This is a genomic window from Brevibacterium sp. UCMA 11754 (assembly GCF_021532275.1).
In the GTDB taxonomy this organism is placed as follows: Bacteria; Actinomycetota; Actinomycetes; order Actinomycetales; family Brevibacteriaceae; genus Brevibacterium.
The window spans coordinates 152,769-174,355 of record NZ_JACBOT010000031.1; the positions used below are offsets into that span (position 1 = coordinate 152,769).

Here is a 21,587-nt window from a genome sequence, read left to right on the forward strand (position 1 = left end):
CTCGTGACCGTGTGAACGGTTGACACCACGCGAAAGGCGGGGTCGGAGTGAAAACTCCGGCCCCGCCTTTCGTCTGTCTGATTTCGTCTGTATGAAATCCTTCGTCTGACTGTAAGCGTCAGCACCACGAACGCACGTGCCGTTGACACCTCAGAGTCCGCGTCCGGCCTCCCACGGCTCTTCCGAGGAACCGGTGATCAAAGCGTTGACGGACATGGCCTGCGCATCGGTGAATGAGGCGATGTAATCCACAACCGCTCTGGCCCTCCCCAGCCTGACGATGGCACTGGCGCCCTCCTCGCCGAGGCTGGACGGATCCCTGTCATAGAGATCCTGGTATTCCTGTGTGGCCGCCTCAACCGAATCGAGGAGGCGCCGAGGAATCGTGGTCGCCTCGTCGGGATCGCGCAGCCATTCGTGGAAACCCTCCACCAGGGAGGCGATGATCCGGGTCTGCCCTCGCTGATACACCGCAAGATCTGAACGTTCGAGTACGAACCTCGAGTGGACGAACTTCAGCACCACCACGTCGTGCCAGGCGGTGTCGGACAGACGCACATGCCCGCTGCGGACATGTGGCCGCGCATCGACGACGATGGAGGCCTTGAGCCGATCGATCCACCGCCGCGTGAAAGCGGTGACAGCCCGGTCGGCCTCCAGTCCCCCGTCATAGGGCACGGCTAGTAGACCCTCGACAAGATCCCGATTGACTCGCTGCACCGACTGTCGGAACGCGTCCTCATCGGCGATCCACGGGTCCTTCTCCTGAATGTGGCGCCACATCGACTCGAGCGCATGGCCCGGCCGGCGACGATCCAACTCCGTGTCATGCAGCTGCGCCAGCTCACGGCAGTCGCTGAGCCAGCGGCCCAGTTCGGCAGAGACACTGGTGTACTGCAGGATGTTCGATCGGTAGAAATCGTCGAGGTCATGCACCGCATAGGCGATGTCATCGGCGACATCCATCACCGCACACTCCAGCGTCTGCTGGTACCGGCCCATCCGCGGGAACACCGACAGTGCATCGTGCATCTCGGCCGTTTCGGTCGCGTAGGCGGAGAACTTCATCGCCCCCTGCGACACCTCATCACCGACTCCCCTGGGCATCTCGGCCGAGCTCAGTCGCTGATGCTGCGTCCAATCGCCGCGCGCCCACGGGTACTTCAGCACTGCGGCCTTGACCGCCCGAGTGAGGTTGAGCCCACGCGCCGTGGCATCACAGCTGTCGAGAGCTGTAAGAATGCGGAAGGTCTGCGCATTGCCCTCGAAGCCATCAGGCAGGCGCAGCACCGACCGTGAGACACGATCAAGCTCCTTCTCGCCGAGGTGGCCGAACGGAGGGTGCCCCATATCGTGGGCTGCGGCAGCAGCCTGAACCACCACCGGATCGCATCCGCCGAGTTCAGCGAGCACTGATCGGGTGCGCTCATCGGAGTTGTTCAAGGTGATGGCGATCGACCGGGCCACGGCAGAGACCTTGAGCGAATGCGTCAGCCTGTTGTGAATGACTGTGCCAGAACCGGCCTGCGGGATCACCTGGGTCACGGCGGCCAGCCGTGAGAAGAAGGGGGAGAATCGGATCCGTTCGATGTCGACACGGAACTCGTCCTCGCCGGGTTGGCCCGCCTCGGCAACGTCACGATCGCGTCCACCGTCATTGTGAAGTTTCAGTCTCTCCGTCATGATGACCCCAGCCTACAGAATCGCCGACCCAACGGTCCGTGCCCTTCCGCTTCTCGTCTTCGTCTTCGTCTTCGACCTCATCGTCAAGGTCCGCAGGATCTGATGGAGCGGCCTGTATTCGAGCCGGCCGCTCTCAGCCGGTGCGTGTGAACGAGTTGCGCCCGGTGATCGCCAGCCACATGCCGGCGGCGATCATGACCACACTGGTGACCGCCATGATCACGTCGCCGACGTTGGTGAGTCCGTCGCTGCGCAGCACCGTGCCGACTGCGATGAGACCAGCAATGCCGAACACGGCGACTGCGATGCCGACGATCCTCAAAGTCGACGGGGTTCGTCCGCGTGCAAGCATGAAAAGGTAGCCGCCCAGTAGGCCCAGAGACGCTACGCCGGCGACGGCTTTGACAATGGTTGTGCCGGGTTCATCGTTGAGAGTGACCAGGCAGAAAACTCCGATGCCGCCGAGGAGAAGGATCGGCAGGGCGAACATCATGATCACGGCTTCGACACCCGAAACGAATGTGAACAGCGGGTCGTTGACCGGTACCTCTGAAGCCGATACCTGGATTTCAGCGATGTTCCTGTGGTCCGAGATATGTTGCTTCTGCTGATGTTTGAGGCGGCGGTCGTGACGGACGTGGACGACGATCGTGAAGATCGGCCATGCGATGAGAACGAAGAATCCGACAAATCCCACGCCCAGGGCGAAGCTGGGGAGAGCGTCTGACAACAATCCGCTGCAGAAGATGAAACATGCGCCTGGGAAGAACATGCTCGCCAGGTGGCCCGTGAACGTCAACCTGAGCTCCACAATCTTCTCGCCCATACGGCCCTCTGCTGAGCGGCCCGGCACAATCGTAACCGCCGGACACTTCGGCGGGGCACACTGGCCACCTCGGCGAAAGCACCGGGAAACTCCTTGAGACTTGCATCACAGTGGCGTAGCGTCATGAGCACCATAGGAGGTGAGTTCAGTGACTGGAGTCAACGAAGATTTCTATCAGCCTGGCACTCATCCCGGCGACATCATCGACGTCTGGGATGAAGAAGCTGGCGAGATGGTCAAGCACATGATCATCCTCGACGAGTTCGGAAACGGCACGAAGACGCGTCCCCTCTACGACGACGAGAAAGAGGAAGCCGCGGAGTAGCCGGCCTTCACCACCACGCACGAACGGTCTCGGTGGGACCGTCTACTTCCGTGAAGCCCGCGTCGACGACGCTCACGGGTCGATCGCTCTTCGCCCATTCCGCTTTCGTGGGTGTGACCACTCGCAGACTGAATCCTGCTTCGCGCCAACGATCGCGAACCTCGGCGGGCATCTGCTCGTAGGCCAGCTGTGCCCCGTGGCCGCACTGCGCCGCGGCCTTCCCCGTCGTCAGCGTCACCAGCGGTGAAAGTTCGATCGTCACGACGGCCATGTCCGCGGTCACTGAGGTGCCTCCCTCATCGGGGAACTCGGTGCCGCCGACCTGCAGCTTCTTCAACTCCTTCGGCAGCGGCTCGACCGGCCCCGGAGGGAAGACAAACGCCTCGGCGGGACCGAAGTCATCGGTGCCGCCGAACGCCACCTCAACGCAGCCCAAGGCTCGTGCATCGTCGAGCTTCTGCCCGTCTCCGCGGCGAACGACCTTGCGGATGGCCCCGTTTCGCCAGTACTCGACCGCCTCGTGCCAGTCACCTTCCGGCTGTGACCGCGGGTCGTCGAGGAAGGCGACGACGGCGCGTGCAGTGGCTTCGACGACGTCGATGTGGCGGGCGATGTTCGTCTTCGACCGCCGGACCACGATCGGCAGTGACCACGGAACCTCGTGGTCGGACTCGTGTCTGCGCATGTGCTCAGTCATGGTGCCGATTCTAGTCTCCGGCAAGACCGCAATCCGGTGAGCCACCGTCGCCGAGTAGCCTTGAGCTGCGAGATGCTGTCGACGAAAGGCACTGACCATTTCCCCTAAGACCCCTGCCGTCGATCTCACCGCGGCTCTGCTGGCCCCAATCCCTACGGACATCGTCGACGCCATGTCTGACCAGATGAAGGACGTGCTCGCAGTCCAAGCCACACGTGCCGAAGCCTGCCGCCAAGTCGGGGTGGATGCCGTGCGTGCGATCGCGAACCCGTCGGAAACACCTGCCCGCTTCATCGAATCCCGCGCGGAGTACCGTGCCGAGCGTTCCACCTGGAACGAGGGTGGTCCGACGATGGCCCGCACAGTCGATGACACAATCTCCGCGGCCGGAGTCGACGTACCCGTTCGGATCCACTATCCCCGCGCCGAGGCGGTCGTGCCGGGACTCGTGTTCCTCCACGGTGGCGGGTTCACCGTTGGTGATCTCGACACCCACGATCGGATCATGCGCGTCCTCGCCGAATCCAGCGGCGCAGCTGTTGTCGGCGTCGACTATTCGCTCTCCCCCGAAGTGAAGTTCCCGCAGGCGCTGCATGAGAGCGCCGGCGTCATCGATCACCTCGTCGGCAACGGCAGGTGCTTCGGGGTGGATGGCACTCGCCTCGCGATCGCCGGGGACTCGGCAGGTGCCATGCTCACGATTGGTTCTGCGCTGCTGCTGCGCGATGCTCCTGAGGACATTGGGGCATCGCCTGAGAGCTTCTCCTCCATCAAGGCGCTGATGTCGTTCTATGGGGGTCACGGGCTCAGCGATTCTGCCAGCCGTAGGAACTTCGGCGGCAGCTGGGACGGTATGGGCACCGACGACCTCGGCAGCATCATGTCCGAGTACTTCGCCTCAGCCAGGGACGCCGAGTCACCCTTCTACAACCACCTCGGCGCCGATCTGGCCGGACTGCCGCCGGTCTTCGTCACCGCAGCTGGACTTGATCCGCTGCGAGATGACAGTCGTGCCCTGACAATGCGACTGCGACGAGCCGGAAATGACGTCATCTACGAGGAGTACCCGCAGGTGCTGCACTCATTCCTGCATTTCGGTCGCATCCTCGACGACACCACAGACGTGCTCAACAAGGCTGCATCCTTCGCCGCCGACCGGCTGCAGCTGCGGCGCTGAAGACATTTGCAATGCTTGCATTCGGCGCACCGGGCGTGGAGTATCCGGGAGTATGAAATGGCTGATATTGAGCAGCCCTGTCAAAGCGACACCGCTGAGGCATGTATGCTGGTAGTACCTGCGAACCCGTCTACGGGTTCCCTGCGTCGACAGTACGCCTCGTCTCTGCGGCCGTGAATAATATCCGGCGCGTGTTTCCGAAGCCGTTTCCTCTCGGCGATCGAGAGCGCCAAACGGCGTTCCCACACCTTGTCCGGAACCGGCTCCCGTCACCATTCGGTGGCATCGGTGAGTCCTCCGGCATGTCGAAGGGCTATCCCATCACTCCCCCACATGACTCCAGCAACAATGTCGTCTCTTCCTCCACGAGGCAGCGACGACCAGCCACACCGAAGGCCGCGAACCCCGAGCCGGCGAATGCCGTCGCGGACAAGTCAGATGCCGCTCCCGTCACTTTCACCGAGCTCGGCGTTCCCTCTGCTCTGACCGATCGTCTTCGCGCGGAGGGCAAGACCGAGGCCTTCCCCATCCAGAAGGACACTCTTCCGGACACTCTCGCCGGCCGCGATGTGCTGGGCAGAGGCAAGACCGGCTCCGGCAAAACACTCGCTTTCGCCATTCCCATGGTGACGCGCCTGTCTGAGGCCGGGGCTGCCGGCCGGAAGAAGGGCCGCCTTCCACGCGGCCTCATCCTGGCACCCACACGTGAGCTCGCAACCCAGATCACGAACGTGGTCGATCCCCTGGCTCAGGCCTACGGTATGTCGACGACAACCATCTTCGGCGGCGTCAAGCAGAGGCGCCAGGAAATCGCCCTCAGTGCAGGTGTCGACATCGTCGTGGCCTGCCCGGGACGGCTCGAGGACCTGCTCCAGCAGGGCCTGGTCTCCCTGGACGACATCGAGGTCACCGTCCTCGACGAGGCCGACCACATGGCCGATCTGGGCTTCCTGCCCGGTGTCACCCGCATCCTAGCCAAGACCCCGGAGCACGGCCAGCGGATGTTCTTCTCAGCGACTTTGGACAACGGCGTGGACAAACTGGTGCGCCGGTTCCTCCACAACGAGATCCGCCACTCCGTAGACGATCCCAATTCGCACGTCTCTGCCATGACGCACCACGTCTTCGAGGTCGCCGATGAGGACAAGAACGATCTGATCCAGCGGCTCGCCTCCGGCACCGGTCGCCGTATCCTCTTCACCCGCACCAAGCACCGGGCGAAGCGATTCACCCGGCAGCTGACCGCGCAGGGCATTCCCGCCGTGGACCTCCACGGCAACCTGTCCCAGGGTGCACGAGATCGCAACCTGGCAGCGTTCAGCGAGGGGAACGTGCGCGTGCTCGTCGCCACAGACGTCGCCGCGCGAGGAGTCCACGTGGACTCCGTCGAACTCGTCGTCCACGTGGATCCGCCGACCGAGCACAAGGCTTACCTGCACCGCTCCGGTCGCACAGCACGCGCCGGCAGCTCCGGCGAAGTTGTGACGATCATGTTGCCAGGTGAGCGCAAGGACACGATGGTGCTGCTGCGCAAGGCAGCGATCAAAGTGACTCCGCAGAAGGTCACAGCGGAATCCCCCGTGGTGACCGACCTGGTGGGCGAAACCGCTGACTATGTCGACCCGCAGATCGCAATCCAGGCCACAGCCGAGAAGCAGAAGGCGGAGCAGTCACAGGGCGGACAGCGCTCATCCGGGCGTCGCCGTGGAGGCCGCGGCGGAAACAGCCGACGCAGTGGTGAGAACAGCCGCGGCGGAGACAACAGTCGCAGCGGTGAAAGCGGTCGCGGTGGCCAAGCAGGCGGCCGCAACTCCAGAAACGCTTCGGGCGGCCGCACCGCCAGGAACAACTCGCAGGGCAGCCGCTCGGGTGGAAATTCCCAGGAGGGACGCCCCGCGGCGAACGGCCGCGGCGGTCGTTCAGGTGCAGGTGCTTCAGGCAACCGCCGCAGCGAAGGCACCCGCAGCAACACTCGTGGGAACACCGGCAACCGGCGCGGATCCGATAACCGAGGCACGAGTGCCGAGACTCGGGGACGCCATCGCAGCCAGGGCAGCTCGGGCGGTTCACGCACGGTCTATTCAAGCAACAGCTGAGCCTACTCAAGCACAGTTGAGCAACTCACCTCGGGCAGAGCACATCTCTTGTGCTCTGCCCGAGCTGTCAGAATTTCGGTACGTCCGCGATCAGCGTGCAGCTCTTCCTCCAATGCGGTTCGCCAACTTGATCGGAATGATCGAGACGACGACGAGGAAGGTCGCAATGACGTTGACGATCGAGGACTGGCCTGGCCGGAACATGTTGTCGAAGATCCATATCGGCAGGGTCTGCACGCCGGTGCCGGCAGTGAACTGGACATGACTGTGCGCAGCCTCGAAGACGATATCGAGTCAAGCCTCGAAGTTGCGAAGAGGCGATCCTCACACCTGTACCCCGGACCTTGCTCTCCGTCGCAGTCCCCCGCTGACTTCACCTCACGGCGCGGGCTCGACCTACCCGCTCAGTCCGCTGCCCCTATTTGAGCAGGGGCAGGAGATTCAGCCCGATGCTCTTCACCTCCTGCAGGTAGGGCGTGTCCGAGAGAATGAAATGGCTGACTCCGAGTGTGCGATACCGCTCGAGCGCATCGGCGACTTCACGATAGGATCCGACCAGCCAGGTCGTAGCCGCTCCTTGGCCTCCGAGCTGTCCTGGAGCCGTATAAAGGACATCATCAAGGACGTCGGCCGTCTCCCCCAGCGCGACAAGACGTCGCTGACCCACTGAATGAAGATGGTCCTCTCGCCATGCCTTGGCGTTCTCCTCCTCCTGCATCGCCGCGACTCGCTGCCGCGCCACCGACCATGCCTCGTCGGCAGTCCCACGAACCACAACCGTCACGCGCAGGCCGAATTCCAATGGTGCATGCTCTCGCCCTATCTCCGCGCTGAGAGAGGTCAGGCGAGTGATCCGCTCTGAGATCGCATCGTAGGTCTCGCCCCAGAAGAGCTGGACGTCCGCTTCGGCTGCCGCGACACGTTCGGCTTCGATGGAGGCACCGCCGAAGTAGAGGGTGGGGTGACGTCTGGCTCCCGATGTGACAGTTGATGCACCCAGCTTGGCGTCTTCGAGCGAGTAGTATTTCCCCGAATAAGTGACTGATTCTTCGGTCCACAGGCGCCGCAGCACGTGGAGGAATTCGCGTGTGCGCTCGTATCTGCCCGGCCTATCGATGACGCTGTCTCCGTAGGCCCCAGGTGAGTCAGCGCCCGAGACGATGTTGATCAGTGTCCGTCCCGAACTCAGATGGTCAAGTGTGGCCGTGGCGGCTGCGAAGTTCGCGGGATGCCAGTACCCCGGTCGTGCGGCGATGAGGGGCTGGAAACGGGTTGTCCTTGCCGCTAGTGCTGCACCGACTGTGAACGTATCCGGCCGCGCCCAGCCGGTTCCCAGCAGTGCGCCGTCCCAGCCATAGCGCTCGACGGCCCGTGCCTGTTCGGTCAAGGTGTCAAGCGAGTTGTGATCCTCGCGGACAATGTCCCCTCGGTGGCCCGGTCGCGCCTGATTCGGGATATACCAGAGATATCTGCCTTCTGACATGATCAGGCCCCCTTCGCGGCGACGGCCGAGTCGGCGACGACGCTGCCTCCCCACTGCTCGGGCGTCGGCAGACCGTAGTGTCCGCGCAAAGTGGTGGCCTCATAGTCATGACGAAAGAGTCCGCGTTCGCGCAGGATCGGAATCACAGTGTCGACGAATGCCTCAAGTCCAGAAGGCAGCGCCGGTGGCATGATGTTGAATCCGTCGGCTGCTCCCGCATTGAACCATTCTTCGATGGCATCGGCGACCTGTTCCGGTGTTCCGGCGAAGGTCCGATGCCCACGTCCCCCGCCGAGGCGGCCGATGAGTTCTCGTACGGTCAGCGCTTCCCGTCTTGCCAGGTCAACGATCAGTGTGTACCGCGATTTCGCACCCTCGATCTCGTTTTCTTCGGGGAGGTCATCTGGCAATTGCCGATCGAGTTGAAGGTCGTCCGGGGGTATACGCAGTGTCTGCGCGAGCTGGGCGAGTGCATATTCCGGTCTGATGAGTTGATTGAGCTCCTCATCCTTGGCCCGGGCCTCCTCCTCGGTGGCACCGATGACGGGGACGATTCCCGGCAGTATCTTCACGTGATCGGGATTGCGCCCGAATTTCACCGCGCGGGCTTTGACGTCCTGGTAGAAGGCGAGGGCATCCTCCAGATTCTGATGTGCGGTGAAGACCGCCTCGGCGAACTTACCAGCGAGTTCCTTCCCGCTGTCCGAGGAGCCGGCCTGGACCAGGAGCGGATAGACCTGAGGAGACCGTGGAACGTTGAGGGGCCCGGCGACTTTGAAGAAGCGCCCTTCGTGGTTGAGCGCATGAACCTTGGAATCGTCACCCCAGGCCCCGGCCTCCTTGTCCGCCAGGATCGCGTCAGCATCCCAGCTCTGCCAAAGTCCTTGGACCACGTCGAGGAACTCTTCGGCGCGCTCATATCTGGTCTTGTGGGCAGGAAGCTCGTCGAGGCCGAAGTTCCTCGCGGCATCTGTGCCGGCTGTGGTGACGATATTCCATCCGACCCGTCCCCTGCTGATGTGGTCGATGGAGGACAAGCGCCGTGCCAGGTTGTAGGGGCTGTTGTAGCTCGTTGAAGCAGTGGCGATGAGTCCGATGCGCTCGGTGGCGACGGCGAGCGCGGCCAACAGGGTCAGTGGTTCGAGGTTCCCGGCCGGGCGTCGCCCCACCTCGGCCCGAAGGCTGGGGCCGTCGGCAAAGAAGATCGAGTCGAAGCCTCCTCTTTCGGCTGTTTGGGCCAGGTTGATGTAGTGGTCGATGTCTGTCCCGGCCTGCGGATCGCTCTCCGGCAGTCTCCAGGAGGCTTCGTGGTGGCCCGTGGTCATGAGGAACGCATTGAGATGGAGGGGCTTCTTGGTCATGGTGCTTCTGCCTTTCCGTGGTGTGTTCGGTTTGACGCGAGTGTCAGACCGCCGGCTTCAGATTGCGGGGTCGACGCCGAGGCCCTGGAGCAGCGCAGTGCGCAGCGTGGAGAGTTCTGGTTCGGCGATGCTGCGCGGATGCGGTGCGGGAATGCGAACGTCTGTCGAGATCCGTCCCTCGTCGAGGACGAGAATCCGATCGGCCAGCAGCAGCGCTTCGTCGATGTCATGGGTCACGAGCAGCACAGACGGCCGATGCTTGGCCAGCAGCTCGCGCAGCAGGCCGTGCATCTTGACCTTGGTCAGAGCGTCCAATGCGCCGAAGGGTTCGTCGGCAAGCAGCAGCTCGGGTTCCCGCACCAGGGCTCGGGCCAGGGACACCCGCTGCTGTTCGCCTCCGGAGAGTTCCTTCGGCCAGGACTTCTCCCGATCGGCGAGGCCCACTTCGTCGAGGGCCGCTGTGGCTCGTTCGACAGGTCTGTCCCCGCGCAGCCCCAGTGCCACATTGGGCAGCACCTTCTGCCAGGGCAGCAGCCTGGAGTCTTGGAAGGCTACGGCTCGTTTGGCGGGCACATGGACCTGCCCTTCGATGTCTTGGTCAAGTCCGGCCAACGCCCGCAGGAGTGTTGATTTGCCGGAACCGCTGCGACCCAAGAGAGCGACGAACTCTCCGGCACCGATGTCGACGTCGATGGAGTCAAGGACTGTGCGACTTCCGAACCGTCGGCTGAGTCCGCGAACTCGGACAAGCGGGTCCTCGGCTTCGTTCCCCGGTCCCAAGCCTGCGGTGGGATCCTTCCGGTGCCCCGCCTCGGCGAGGGGATCGTTCTTCTGGGTCACTGTGAGAGTGTCTGGCGCCATGTCAGCGCCCTCCTTTCGGCAATGCGGACGAACTGGTCGCTGCCCACCCCGAGGATGGCGTAGACGACGAGTCCGACAACGATGATGTCAATCTGTCCATAGAGTCGGGCCTGGTTCATGAGGAACCCGATACCCGATGTCGCATTGATCTGTTCGACGACGACCAGGGACGTCCATGCGCTGGTCACGGCCAGACGCAGCCCGGTGAAAAAGCCGGGCAGGGCTCCGGGCAGTGCGACTCTGGTGATGAACTCGCCCTTTGTGAGGGACAGGCTCAGGGCCAGCTCTTGGTATCTGCTGTCGAGGCCGCGCAGTGCCGCATGGGTGTTGATGTAGATGGGCACCATGACGGAGAAGACGATGAGGGTGACCTTCATGCCTTCGCCGATGCCAAGCCACACAATGGCCAGAGGGATGAAAGCCAGAGTCGGTACCGCGCGTTTGATGTTCATCGGGCCGTCGATGAGGCTCTCGCCGAGGCGGGACAGTCCCGAGAGGAGGGCAAGGACCACGGCGATGACAATGCCCAGGCCGAGTCCGATTCCTGCGCGTTGGACCGAGGTGAGCAGGTTCGAGGTGAGTCGACCGTTTTCGATGAGTGCGGTGCCGGTGGTGATCGCCACCCAGGGTGCTGGGAGCACCTGTGGGTCGATGAGCCCGGTTGCGGACCCGAGGACCCAGATCACCAGCAGCCCGACAATTCCCAGTGAGATCCGCCTGAGCGAGAACCACTGGTGCCAGGGCTTCGCGGGTTCGCGGACGGGTGCGGTGTCGGAGCTGACGCTGTGCTGACCAGGGGCCAATAGCACAGTGTCGGTGTGCCGCAGTGTGGTGGTGCTCATTCGTCGAGGTCCTTTCTGTCCTGGTGCGCGCCGATCTCGTCCACGGTTTCGGAGATGACGTCGTTGAACCGTTGGTCGAACATCTCGTTCGCGTCGACCTCGACGGGCAGTTCACCAGCGTCGTAGGAAACGTCGATGGTGTTCTGCTGATCGTCGATGACTTTGTCAAGGGTGGGAAACACGGTCTTCCCCTCCTGCTTGCGGATGAAGTAGCCGTCGTCTTCGCTCACGCCTTGGTTGCCGACGAAGTAGTCCTGAACCCACTTGTCCGTGTGATCGTCGATCCAGGCAGAGGCCTTGATCGAATGTTGGACATAGGAGCGCAGGGCCGCCGCCTTGCCCGAGTCTTCGAGCACTTCCTTTCTCGCGTAGATGTAGTTGAGTCCGGTGCCCAGGCCTGAAGTCTCCGCATCGGGGAGGTAACCGGCGCCTCTGTCTTTGTATCCATCGAGGTAGCGGGCCAGTCGGGCACCGGTAAGTGGGGCGATGTCGATCGCGTCCGATTGCAGTGCCTCGCTGAACTCGGCGAGTTCGAGTCGGACCAGTTCCACATCATCGGTGCCCAGGCCCAGCCTTTTGAGCAGTTTGAGCACGATCGACCCTTGGGCGGTTCCCTCGGCGTAGGCGATCTTGGCTCCCTTAAGCGCCGAGGTTGAGCGGACTTTCGTGTTGGGCGCGGTGGCCAGGCGTACGGAGTCGGGATTGGAGCGGAAGGCGAGGATGATTGGCACGATCTCACCGGAGGCAAAGGCCTGGATCGGAGGGGTGTCTCCCACCCTGGCCACATCGACGGCGTCGGCGCGGAAGGCTTCGAGGATCTCGGGGCCGCCGACGAAGTTCGAGAATTCGTGGCCGAACTCGAACTTGTCGAGTTCGCCGGAGGACTTGAGCGCCACCTGCTGCTGTTCCTGCTGATCGGCGATACGCAGGACGGTGCCGGCTGGGATCTTCTCGGACAGCTTCTGGTCCTTGAGGTCGGCGACGGATCCCTGTCTTGAGGCGTCTTGCCCGCAAGCGGCGAGGGTCACTGTCGCCGCGGTGAGCACTCCCACCAGCCTGAGCATGTGCCGGCGGGTCGTCGCGCTCTGGGCCATCGCCCCGCCGGTTGCCAACGCCCGACCGGTCGTCGGTGTTCCGGGTGCATCCGCACGTCGGAGAACGAAGAAACGTGACGGGAATTCCATAAGGCAGGTGTCCTTTCATCGGTGTCAACTACAACGTTTGGGAGGTGGCGGTTCCCACACGCTATGGTCTAGGACGCCGGTTACGACGTGAGGGCGTCAACCAGCTTCATATTTAGTCTAGTAACTTAATAGACTTACAATTGCTTGCCTTTTCCGCGCACACTGAGCCCGCAGGCTCGGGCGATGACGACTCATCACACATCAGTCATCGCCGTGTTCCCGATCCGTGAAGGTGTTGAAGCCTGGTGCGGCAATGCCTGCTGTGCCGAACGGGTGCGCTCTGAGCCCCGACAGGGAGCGCGTTCTGATCAGGAGGACGAGGCTAGGTTCAGCACAACCCTCAATCAACTGACCGCTCAGAATGTGTGCAAGAAGCGTGACACCGACTCCACCGATACGGCGGATCGCGCCGACCTTCCAGCTGCACTCTGCGGCAGCATGCCAATCGTCGAAACCGATCGCCTGGACCATAGCGAGATCTGCGATAGAACCTGCATCATTTCGCTTCCACGAGCCGCTTTGATGATTCTGCCCCGGGCCCATTAGCCGGTGGTGGCCAGTGCCTTGCGAATATTAGTCAGAGTCTGCTTAATCCAGCACAAAGGGTGCGGTCTACAATTTCGCGTGCTTCGATTGTGAGGTTTGTCTTCCGATGGACAGGGTGGACGCGCGGCGAAAAAAATGAATTCATGTCCGAACAAGCAGAAAGCTCCGCAAACTACTCTGGGCAGTTTCGGCCCGAACTCGCGGTACTACGAGGGTGACCAATTCATCTGTCCCCCCGCCGTCGGCCCCACCACAAGCTACCCGGTCAATATGTTCGAACCTGTAGAGAAAGATCATTCGGATGAGGCTTCGACGCCATCAACTTCATTGACCGGGAGGCAAACTTGACCTCGAGCGAAGTCAAAGACACTTTTCAAATCGCCGTCTGCGGGGACCAACGCTCACGACGAGTCGCTTGGGCACTCATTCTGACAGTGCCGACTCTGCTCATCGGCCTTTCGGGTAGGCGGGAACCAAAGTCGAAACGGTCGCCGCAATGACGGGAAACAGACGGCTGGTCGCGATGATCCGCGGTGCCGAAAAAGGCTCAAGCATCCAGATCGCTGAAATGAGCAGGGACTGATCCAGGGTTAGGTAACACTGTCACCTCTCCTTACATCAGTCCCCTCGTCCTCACCTCGGTGAAACAGAAGTTGACGCGTTTGACGCCCTCACGGCGGTTTCAGGCGGCATCTCGGTCGGTCGCTCGGCCCAGGCACCGACCAACGGCCCGGTGATCATGACGCCGTCGGCTTCGACCAGTTCAGCGTGAAGCCTGTCGCCTAGAGTGTCTGGGTCCACTTCGGCAGCTGTGACGACACCAAGCTTTTCCATCAGTGGCAGTGCGCCGATCACGACATCTGCCCAGCCGTACGTCGGCATCTGTTCACCTCCCCAAACCCGTGATTCCAAATTCATCTCCGGATTCGGCAATCCTGCTCCAGTGAACGTCGAGAACAGGGCGTGCCCCATACGCGGCTCGATCTTGGCTCTTCTCATGGTTTCCTGGAACCAGTCATAGATCTGTCGCCACAGAGGGGTCTCGGGTGCAGACCACCAATAGCTCATATCCGGCTCCTGAAGACAGATGAGACCTCCGGGCCTTACTCTCGTCGCCGCTCGGCGGAGAGCTTCTGTTGGGTCCTCAAGATACATATAGACGAGACGTCCGACTACGGCGTCGAAACCGTCCTCTACCCCGTCAAGCGTTTGGACATCGGCGGCACGGAACTCGACATTATCGATTCCCATGGCCGAGAAATACTTCTGTGAGCGGCTGGCGGCAATCGCATTGCGGTCGACGCCGACGACAGATCCTTCGGGGCCGACGAGCTGCGCCGCGAGCATTGAGACATTCCCCGAACCGCTGCCCAGGTCAAGCACACGTGAACCAGGTCTCAAGCCTGCCGTTTCCAGCAGACGTTGAGTGATCGGGTCCAGAAGCTGTCCCTGAGCAAGTAGCCGTTGTTGTTCGGCATCACCCTGAGTGAACAGATATTCGCGTCCTGAATATGTCATGTCTCATGTATAGGGCGACCTTACTCGACGGTCAACGCGTCGAGTTGCATCAACACAAATGCCCGCGAACCACCTGTGCGGTGCTACTTTCCAAAGAGCAGGACACGCCTCTGAACCCGCATCGAGGCAGCGGAATCGTCCCGAGCCCCCTGCGCCATGTGTCTGCGAGCGAGAGCGCCAAACGGCGTTCCCACACCTTGACCGAAACCGGCTCCCGTCACCACTCGGTGGCATTCCTGAGCTCTCCGGCATATCGAAGGGCACATTTATCACTCCCCCACAGAACTCCAGCCGTTCCTCCTCTAGTCGGAGAAGACGACCATCCACACCGAAGAACGAGCGCACCGATCCGACACAGGCCGCACCTGTCAAGGCAGATGCCGCTCCCGCCTCCTTCGCCGAGCTGGGCGTTCCCGCTCCTTTGGTCGACAATCTGCGCAAGGAAGGCAAGACTCTCGCCTTCTCGCTTCCCATGGTCGCCCGCCTCGCGGAGACGACACGGTGTGGTCCGCGGAAGAACCGTCGTCCTCGAGGCTCATCCTGGCGCCGACGCGTGAACTCGCCACTCAGATCACGAATGTCATCGATCCGCTGGCTCAGGCCTACGGGATGAAGACCACGACGATTTTCGGAGGCGTGAACCCGGAAACGCAATCGTGGCCAAGATGAAGCAGGAAACTCACGCACGGGCTACTCGACCAGCAGCTGAGCACGCCGCCGAAGACACGCAGTCGACGGAGTCACCATGCGCTGACTGACTCAGCCCCCACGCTCGCCAACAACCCGACGACCGAGACAAGTGCCATGCCGATCATCGCCGCGGCCATGATCCGCAATCGCACCTTGCCTGGCCGGACCACGAATCGGACGACCAGCAGCACAAGGTACAGCGCAACTACGGCAGCGCCGGTCGCGACCGCGACCGGCGCTGCCGTCCCGCTGCTCACAATGACCCACGCCAGCACGCTTGCGACGACGAGAAGGAGCAGTCCGCCCGAGACGATCCACACTGTCCCGGGAGAGCTGCGGAGCGCGGGCTGATCGCGCACCTTGGTTGGGTCAAGACGTTCGCGGGGGCGCTCACCCATACGTCGCAGTTTGTCGGCGAAGTATCTGTCTGGCTATGAGTGGCTGGAGGGGCTCTTACCCCGCGGAATAATCGGCAGCTACTGATGGCTGATGTACGAGCACGAAACTCCGGAGACGCGAGCGCAGCCGATTTGATCACGCCTGCGGCTTGAACTAAGACTGAGGCAACCGTCTGCTACCAGGCGGTGACATCTCCGACCGGCGCCAGGTCATTTCGTGCCCCGGCGGCGGCCACTTTGCGCCCGACGATGCGTCCGGACACCATGGCCCAGCCGATGTGCAGGCCGTGGTTGAGCAGTTGCAGCCCGCCCTGGCCCGTGGACCCTGCCGCCCACAGCCCGGGGATTCCCACCCCGTCGGCCATGGTGACCTGCAGTTCGTCGTTGACAGCCAGACCACCGTCGGCGAGTGTGATGTAGGAGTTCATCGGCCCCAGGGCGTAGAACGGCCCCCGGGATATGGGAGCGCCGAATTTCTTGCGGTCGAAGTCTGCGTCCACTCCCGACTCGGATGCCTCGTTCCATGCCTTCACGGTCCGTTTCAGCGTGGCAGGTTCGACGCCGATCGCTTCGGCCAACTCGTCCAAGGTGTCGGCTTTGTGGTAGACGTCTGGGCGGAACTTCTTGTAGTCCTCGACATAGGCGTAGGCCACTCCGGGGAAGGTGGAGACGGGATTCGGCCAGGCAGAGAACTTCCGCGCCACCATCTCATCGAAGATCATGAACCCGGTGCTGTCGGGATCGGCGGCCACAGCACGTGCCATGGTCTTGTCTGAGTCTTCGTTTGCCACTCTTTCTCCGACCTGGCTGATCAGGATGGCACCGGATTGGTACATCGTGTTGTTCGGGCCGATCCAGCTCGTCAGCGCACCACGGATGATGACCGAGATGAGGCTCTTCGGGAGCACTTCCACGGCCCAGCGGACGGCCTTGGCCATAATCGGATGGTAGGGCAGGGACTTGATGAGGTCTGGACGTTTGGAGGGTGCGAAGCGCAGGCCTTCGTAGAGCCGGTCCATCTGCAGCATCGTCCCGCCGGCGGTCGCCCCGAGCAGAATGCCATCACCCGTATTGCCGGTATTCACAGCCGGAACTCTCGCGGCGTCCTCGCCCACGAATTCGGCCTTGAGGTCGTTCGAGGATGAGTAGTCTCCGGTGGCCAGCACCACGCCCCGTTTTCCGAAGAACTCCTGCCCGTTGGCGCGGGCGCCGATGATCTCTCCCGCGGCGTTGCGCAGCAGCGCATCCACCCGCATCGACGTTCTGATCGTGACTCCGCGCTTGGCGCATTCCTTCGACAGTGCGGAAACGTAAGCAGTCGAGTTGGGAAGCACGTTGTGCATGCGCGGCTTCTCATAGGGCGGCTCCGGGGTCGGACCCAAGAATGCCACGCCGATGCTCGAGAGCCATTCGAGGGTCGGTCCGGCATTCTCTGCCAGAATCCGCCGCAGGCTCTGGTTCTCCCGACTCTCGAAATCACCGTTGGCGACCTTCATGTCCTCGATGAAGTAGTCGATGGAGTCGTTGACTCCCGCTCGGTACTGATAGGCGGTGTTGGCGGCGGTGAAGGACCCGACCGATAGCCCTGTGCTGCCTCCGACCTTCGGCTGCTTCTCCAGGATCAGGGTGGAGGAACCGGAGGTGGCCGCGGAGATCGCGGCGCACATGCCTGAACCACCACCGCCGATCACCAGAACGTCGACTGTTGTGCTCATGCGTTGCTCCTCTGTTCTCGAGTTTGACTGCTGGCTGCGAGCTGGGCGGCGCTGCGGCCGGCCCATCGCCCGGTGATGTAGCCGGGGGCCAAACCTCCGGCGTAGCCGTAGTTCGACACACCGCCGACGTCGGCCCCGGCGGCGAAGAGGCCCGGTACCGGTCGCCCGTCGTAGTCCAGGACCTCGCCGCACGTGGACGTGGGCAGTCCGCCGAAGGTGAACGTGATGGAAGGCTGAACCATCAGCGCGTGAAATGGCGACGTCTGCGGAGCCCTGGCCGCAGAGGATACGGCAATGCCGTGTGCCGAACCGGAACCGTCCTCCGCGGCGGTGATGTAGGCGTCCACTGTGGCCCAGAGGTTGGCCCGGTCTATGCCCCAGGCAGCGACCTGATCCACGAGTTCTTCGAGGGTGGCGGCACTGTGGTGTTTGCCGCCGGCCCGGACTGCCGTGTCGAAGCGGTCGATGAGTCCCAGGCCGGGGAAGGATTCCCGCATCGCTTCGGTCCGGTGAACGTGATCATCGAAGATCAGCACACCGCGGGCACCCGGCTGGAAGGTCAGGTCCTGGTTGAGCAGTTCATCACCGAGGGTCTCATCGGCGAACCGCTCACCGTGCATGTTCACCAGGACGGTGTGTCCGGAGTAGTACTGGGAGTAGGGCAGGAACTCCTCGGTGGTGAACTGGTCCACCGGCCGGGGAAGCAGATGTCCGTAGAACGTGCTCATTCCTTTGGAGCTGCCGGCTCCGGCTGCTCGTCCGAGACGCAGTCCGTCGCCGACGCTTCCGGGGTTGGAGCGGAACAGCAGTCGGTCGGCATTCGGTCCCATGTAACGTGACAGCGCCTCGGGGTCGCCCTGGAATCCTCCCGTGGCCATGACCACTGCCCCGGCTACGATGTCCAGCAGTCCGCCGCTCGATCGACTAGCGGTCACACCGGTGACCCCTTGCCCAGGGACTGCGCTGTACTGATGCAATTCGATGACCGAGGTGCCAGTGAGCACCTCGCCTCCGTGAGCCACGACCTCGGCGCGAGCGTGTTCAAGGAATCCCTGGATGTCAGTGGAGTAGCCGATGCCGAAGGTCATGATGTCCCATGTGGGCTCCTGCGACACACGAACTCCCATCTCCCGCAGTTCGCCCACCGAGTCCTCGTAGTCATCGACGAGGGCGGAGCCGTGGTCCGACTGACCCAGCGGTATCCGACGGTTGTAGGCCTCCGCGTTTGGGGCGGTCCAGAACATTCCGGCGGACAGAGCCGCCGATCCACCGGGGTCCGCGGATTTCTCCACGAGGACCACACGTGCTCCCTCCCGGGCGGCGTGCAGCGCTGCGGCCGAGCCGCTCACGCCTGAGCCCACCACCACGACGTCGGCATTGAGGTGGTCCTGTGCAGCTGGGGCCGCCGAGGTTGTCGCTGGCTCGGTCATTCTGTTCCCTCCGTCTCATCCGTGAGTTCTGTGGCAATGCGTTGGCCGACGGCATGGCCGAACACCGCCCCTTTGGCCAATGAGGACCCGGTCATATAGGCCGCTCCGTGGAAACCGCCGATGACTTCCCCGACTCCGAAGAGACCGTCGATGATGTCTCCGTCAACGTCTGTCACCTCGGCGTCCGGGGTGACCGTCAGACCGCAGTAGGTGGTCGTCATCAGCGACTTCGCCGGATAGGCATAGAACGGAGCCTGCACGATCGGCGCCGGGTCTCCTACTCCGTTGCACAGACTCGTACGTCCGAATTCGTCGGTGTCCTCGCCGATGGCCGCGTTGTATTCGGCCACCGTCTTCACCAGTGCATCGGCGTCGATTCCTGCGGCCCTCGCCAACTCTTCGAGAGTCTGCGCACAGAGTACGTGGCCGATGTCTTCGAGCGCGTCGATGTCCTTAAGCGGCACTCCGGGTTCGGACTGTGCCCGAACAGTGGCGTCGAAGATCTCGAATCCCAGGCCCTCCGGCTGCTCCAGCACGTCTCTGCCCAGTGTTTTGTAAGACTGGGACTCGTCGGTGAAGCGCCGCCCGGCACGATTGACGATGATGGCACCCTGATAGTAAGCGGTGAGCAGTTCGTGGAACTCCTCCCCTGTCTCCGGGTGCGAGCCGTAAGTGCCGGAGACGAAGGACATATCGGCCATGCCGGCACCGAGTTTCCACGCCATTCTCAGACCGTCACCGGTATTGCCGCGACCACCATAGGGAATGGCGTTGAGCTGGTACGGGGCGAAGGCCCGCAGCATATCCGTGCCCCGACTGAACCCTCCGGTGGCCAGGACAACTCCTCCACGGGAGCTGAACCGGACATCGCCCTGTGGGGAGGCAGCCACGACGCCGGTCACCCGGCTGCGGGGCCCGCGCACCAGAGTGTGCGCGCGATGTTCCATGTAGGTGAGACCGCCGGCGTTCTCGAAGTCGCAGTGGAGTCCGGCGATGACGTCCTTGATCTCCGACAGGTGGCTGCGCTTGGCGGACTGCCCCGAGCTGATGGAGATCTCTCGAAACTCCACGCCGTGGTCCTTGAGCCAGCGATAGGTCTCATCCTGACGATCCAGGAACACCTCGAGAAGATCGGTACGGTTGAGGTGATCCCCCACGTCAAGCAGATCCTTGAGGAAGAGCTCACGGTCATCGTGCTCTCCGTGCGCAGTCTGCTCCTGGGTTCCGGAGAAGGCGAAATAGCCTCCGCTCATCACTGAGGAGCCTCCGCGGGCATCGGTCTTCTCAAGGAGTGCGACACTGAGCCCAGCCTCGGCCGCCGTCGTGGCGACCGTCTGGCCGGCAATGCCGGTTCCCAACACCACCAGGTCGACCTGGTGTTCTTTCACGCTCATAATGCACTCTCTGCTTCCTTGACCGCACCGCGGTCATCGTCGTAACCGCCGAGTTCCTCGAGCGGAGTCTTATGTGTTTCTTCAGCCGTCGCCACCGCGATCGCAGAGACGACGCAGGCTACGGTCGTGAGTGCCGCAGCCGGCCACCACGAGTCAGCATTGGCCGTCGAGATGGCCTGGATGATCGTCGGCGAGAAGCCGGTGACCACGATCCCGATCTGCAGACCGATGGCCATGCCGCTGACTCGATACCGGACGTTGAACATCTCGGCGAAGAACACCGGGTACACGGCGTTGGTGCAGGCGAAGGCGATCGTGATGGACAGGAAGATCCCCAGGAAGATCATCGGGACGTTGGCCGCACCCACCGCCCAGAAGAACTGCCACACGGCCACGGCACCGATGACATTGCCGCCGATGAGCACGGGTTTGCGGCCGATCCGGTCGCTGAGGGCGGCGAAAAGAGGTTGGGTGAAAAGCGCGGTGGCGTAGCCGAACAGGGTGATCCACAGGACCACCGAGGCGTCGATTCCAACGACATTGGTGGCAAAGGTCAGGCCGTAGACCGGGACAGTGGTGCTGATGACAAGGAGGAAGGACGCGAAGATCACTCGGATCACGTCCCCTGGCTGACGTTTGAGAAGCACACCGATGGGGGCCTTGGGAATTGCGTTCTCCGCCTTCTGCTCATGGAAGATCTTCGGGTCCTCCAGGCTGCGCCGAATGATCAGCCCCGCGACGACGATCACTGCGCTTGCCCAGAACGGCACGCGCCAACCCCAACTCTGAATGTCCTCATCGGACAGGGACGATACCCAGAGGAAAGCCAAGGTCGCGAGAATGTAGCCGAACCAGATTCCTGAGACCAGCCAGGAGGTGAAGAGTCCGCGGCGACCTGCGGGAGCATGTTCGAGAGTCAGCGAGGCGGCACCTGCCAACTCCCCTCCCACGGAGAGGCCCTGCAGCAGACGCATGAGGACCAGTAGAGCCGGAGCCCAGAGTCCGATCGCTGCATAGGACGGCAGGCAGCCGATGATGAAGGTGGCGACGCCCATGATCAACAGGGTCACGATCATGATGTTCCGGCGGCCGAAGCGATCGCCGAAGTGCCCCGCGAGGAAGCCGCCGAGGGGGCGTGCCAGATAGGCAACCCCATAGGTAGCCAGCGACAGGAGGAGACCAGTAGCACCGGAGTCGGGGAAGAACACGCGGGAGAACACCAGGGCGGACGCCGAGGCGTAGATGTACATGTCGTAGTACTCAAGGGCGCTGCCGAAGAATCCGGCCAATGAGGATCTGATGCCCTGGTTCTTCTTTGTCGATGTGTCCGTGCCGAGGGAGGTTGCTCTCATGGAAGGACT

Annotated in this window: 16 protein-coding genes and 1 pseudogene; 3 read left to right on the plus strand and 14 right to left on the minus strand. The window is 62.6% G+C overall.

Annotation, left to right across the window (positions count from 1 at the left end; translation table 11 throughout):
- Positions 1 to 150 precede the first annotated feature (150 nt).
- Both HX613_RS17705 and HX613_RS17710 read right to left on the minus strand, forming a co-directional pair.
- Positions 151 to 1,683: a deoxyguanosinetriphosphate triphosphohydrolase family protein gene (locus HX613_RS17705; RefSeq protein ID WP_235346534.1), complete on the minus strand. Its 1,533-nt coding sequence runs from the start codon at positions 1,681 to 1,683 to the stop codon at positions 151 to 153.
- A 133-nt stretch (positions 1,684 to 1,816) separates the two neighbouring features.
- Positions 1,817 to 2,509: a hypothetical protein gene (locus tag HX613_RS17710; protein WP_235346535.1), complete on the minus strand. Its 693-nt coding sequence runs from the start codon at positions 2,507 to 2,509 to the stop codon at positions 1,817 to 1,819.
- 139 nt (positions 2,510 to 2,648) lie between these two features.
- Here HX613_RS17710 and HX613_RS17715 point away from each other — a divergent pair, with 139 nt between their 5' ends.
- Positions 2,649 to 2,834 carry a hypothetical protein gene (locus HX613_RS17715; RefSeq protein WP_145997511.1) on the plus strand — a complete coding sequence of 62 codons (186 nt, stop codon included), beginning with the start codon at positions 2,649 to 2,651 and terminating at the stop codon, positions 2,832 to 2,834.
- A gap of 7 nt (positions 2,835 to 2,841) precedes the next feature.
- Here HX613_RS17715 and HX613_RS17720 read toward each other — a convergent pair whose 3' ends face one another.
- On the minus strand, positions 2,842 to 3,531 hold the full coding sequence (locus HX613_RS17720; RefSeq protein WP_235346536.1) for a peptidyl-tRNA hydrolase: 690 nt from the start codon (positions 3,529 to 3,531) through the stop codon (positions 2,842 to 2,844).
- A gap of 172 nt (positions 3,532 to 3,703) precedes the next feature.
- Here HX613_RS17720 and HX613_RS17725 point away from each other — a divergent pair, with 172 nt between their 5' ends.
- Positions 3,704 to 4,708 (plus strand): alpha/beta hydrolase fold domain-containing protein, encoded by a 1,005-nt coding sequence (locus HX613_RS17725; protein WP_235346537.1) that lies wholly within the window; start codon positions 3,704 to 3,706, stop codon positions 4,706 to 4,708.
- 302 nt (positions 4,709 to 5,010) lie between these two features.
- Positions 5,011 to 6,804, plus strand: coding sequence for a DEAD/DEAH box helicase (locus HX613_RS17730; protein WP_235346538.1), 1,794 nt, complete (start codon positions 5,011 to 5,013; stop codon positions 6,802 to 6,804).
- 418 nt (positions 6,805 to 7,222) lie between these two features.
- Here the strand turns inward: HX613_RS17730 and HX613_RS17735 are convergent, their stop codons facing one another.
- The 11 genes and pseudogenes from HX613_RS17735 to HX613_RS17790 form a co-directional block, all read right to left on the minus strand.
- The gene (locus HX613_RS17735; RefSeq protein ID WP_235346539.1) at positions 7,223 to 8,287 is read right to left on the minus strand and encodes an LLM class flavin-dependent oxidoreductase; all 1,065 of its coding nucleotides are present in this window, start codon (positions 8,285 to 8,287) and stop codon (positions 7,223 to 7,225) included.
- A 2-nt stretch (positions 8,288 to 8,289) separates the two neighbouring features.
- Complete coding sequence (locus HX613_RS17740) at positions 8,290 to 9,648, minus strand: LLM class flavin-dependent oxidoreductase (RefSeq protein WP_235346540.1); 1,359 nt, start codon at positions 9,646 to 9,648, stop codon at positions 8,290 to 8,292.
- A 381-nt stretch (positions 9,649 to 10,029) separates the two neighbouring features.
- Positions 10,030 to 10,509: pseudogene (locus HX613_RS23095) on the minus strand (ATP-binding cassette domain-containing protein); the annotation flags it as partial.
- A complete protein-coding gene (locus HX613_RS17750) occupies positions 10,485 to 11,351 on the minus strand; it encodes an ABC transporter permease (protein ID WP_235346542.1) in 867 nt (288 codons plus the stop codon). The pseudogene HX613_RS23095 and the gene HX613_RS17750, both read right to left, overlap by 25 nt.
- Positions 11,348 to 12,535, minus strand: coding sequence for an ABC transporter substrate-binding protein (locus tag HX613_RS17755; protein WP_235346543.1), 1,188 nt, complete (start codon positions 12,533 to 12,535; stop codon positions 11,348 to 11,350). The genes HX613_RS17750 and HX613_RS17755 overlap by 4 nt, the downstream gene beginning before the upstream one ends.
- A 1,179-nt stretch (positions 12,536 to 13,714) precedes the next feature.
- The gene (locus HX613_RS17760) at positions 13,715 to 14,599 is read right to left on the minus strand and encodes a class I SAM-dependent methyltransferase (RefSeq protein ID WP_268827001.1); all 885 of its coding nucleotides are present in this window, start codon (positions 14,597 to 14,599) and stop codon (positions 13,715 to 13,717) included.
- A 740-nt stretch (positions 14,600 to 15,339) separates the two neighbouring features.
- On the minus strand, positions 15,340 to 15,687 hold the full coding sequence (locus HX613_RS17770; protein WP_235346544.1) for a hypothetical protein: 348 nt from the start codon (positions 15,685 to 15,687) through the stop codon (positions 15,340 to 15,342).
- Between the two features lie 176 nt (positions 15,688 to 15,863).
- The gene (locus HX613_RS17775) at positions 15,864 to 17,402 is read right to left on the minus strand and encodes an FAD-dependent oxidoreductase (protein WP_235346545.1); all 1,539 of its coding nucleotides are present in this window, start codon (positions 17,400 to 17,402) and stop codon (positions 15,864 to 15,866) included.
- Positions 17,399 to 18,832 carry an FAD-dependent oxidoreductase gene (locus tag HX613_RS17780; RefSeq protein ID WP_235346546.1) on the minus strand — a complete coding sequence of 478 codons (1,434 nt, stop codon included), beginning with the start codon at positions 18,830 to 18,832 and terminating at the stop codon, positions 17,399 to 17,401. The genes HX613_RS17775 and HX613_RS17780 overlap by 4 nt, the downstream gene beginning before the upstream one ends.
- On the minus strand, positions 18,829 to 20,226 hold the full coding sequence (locus HX613_RS17785) for an FAD-dependent oxidoreductase (RefSeq protein ID WP_235346547.1): 1,398 nt from the start codon (positions 20,224 to 20,226) through the stop codon (positions 18,829 to 18,831). Before HX613_RS17785 ends, HX613_RS17780 begins: the two co-directional genes overlap by 4 nt.
- Positions 20,223 to 21,578, minus strand: a complete 1,356-nt coding sequence (locus tag HX613_RS17790) for an MFS transporter (protein ID WP_235346548.1) — start codon at positions 21,576 to 21,578, stop codon at positions 20,223 to 20,225. Before HX613_RS17790 ends, HX613_RS17785 begins: the two co-directional genes overlap by 4 nt.
- Positions 21,579 to 21,587 lie beyond the last annotated feature (9 nt).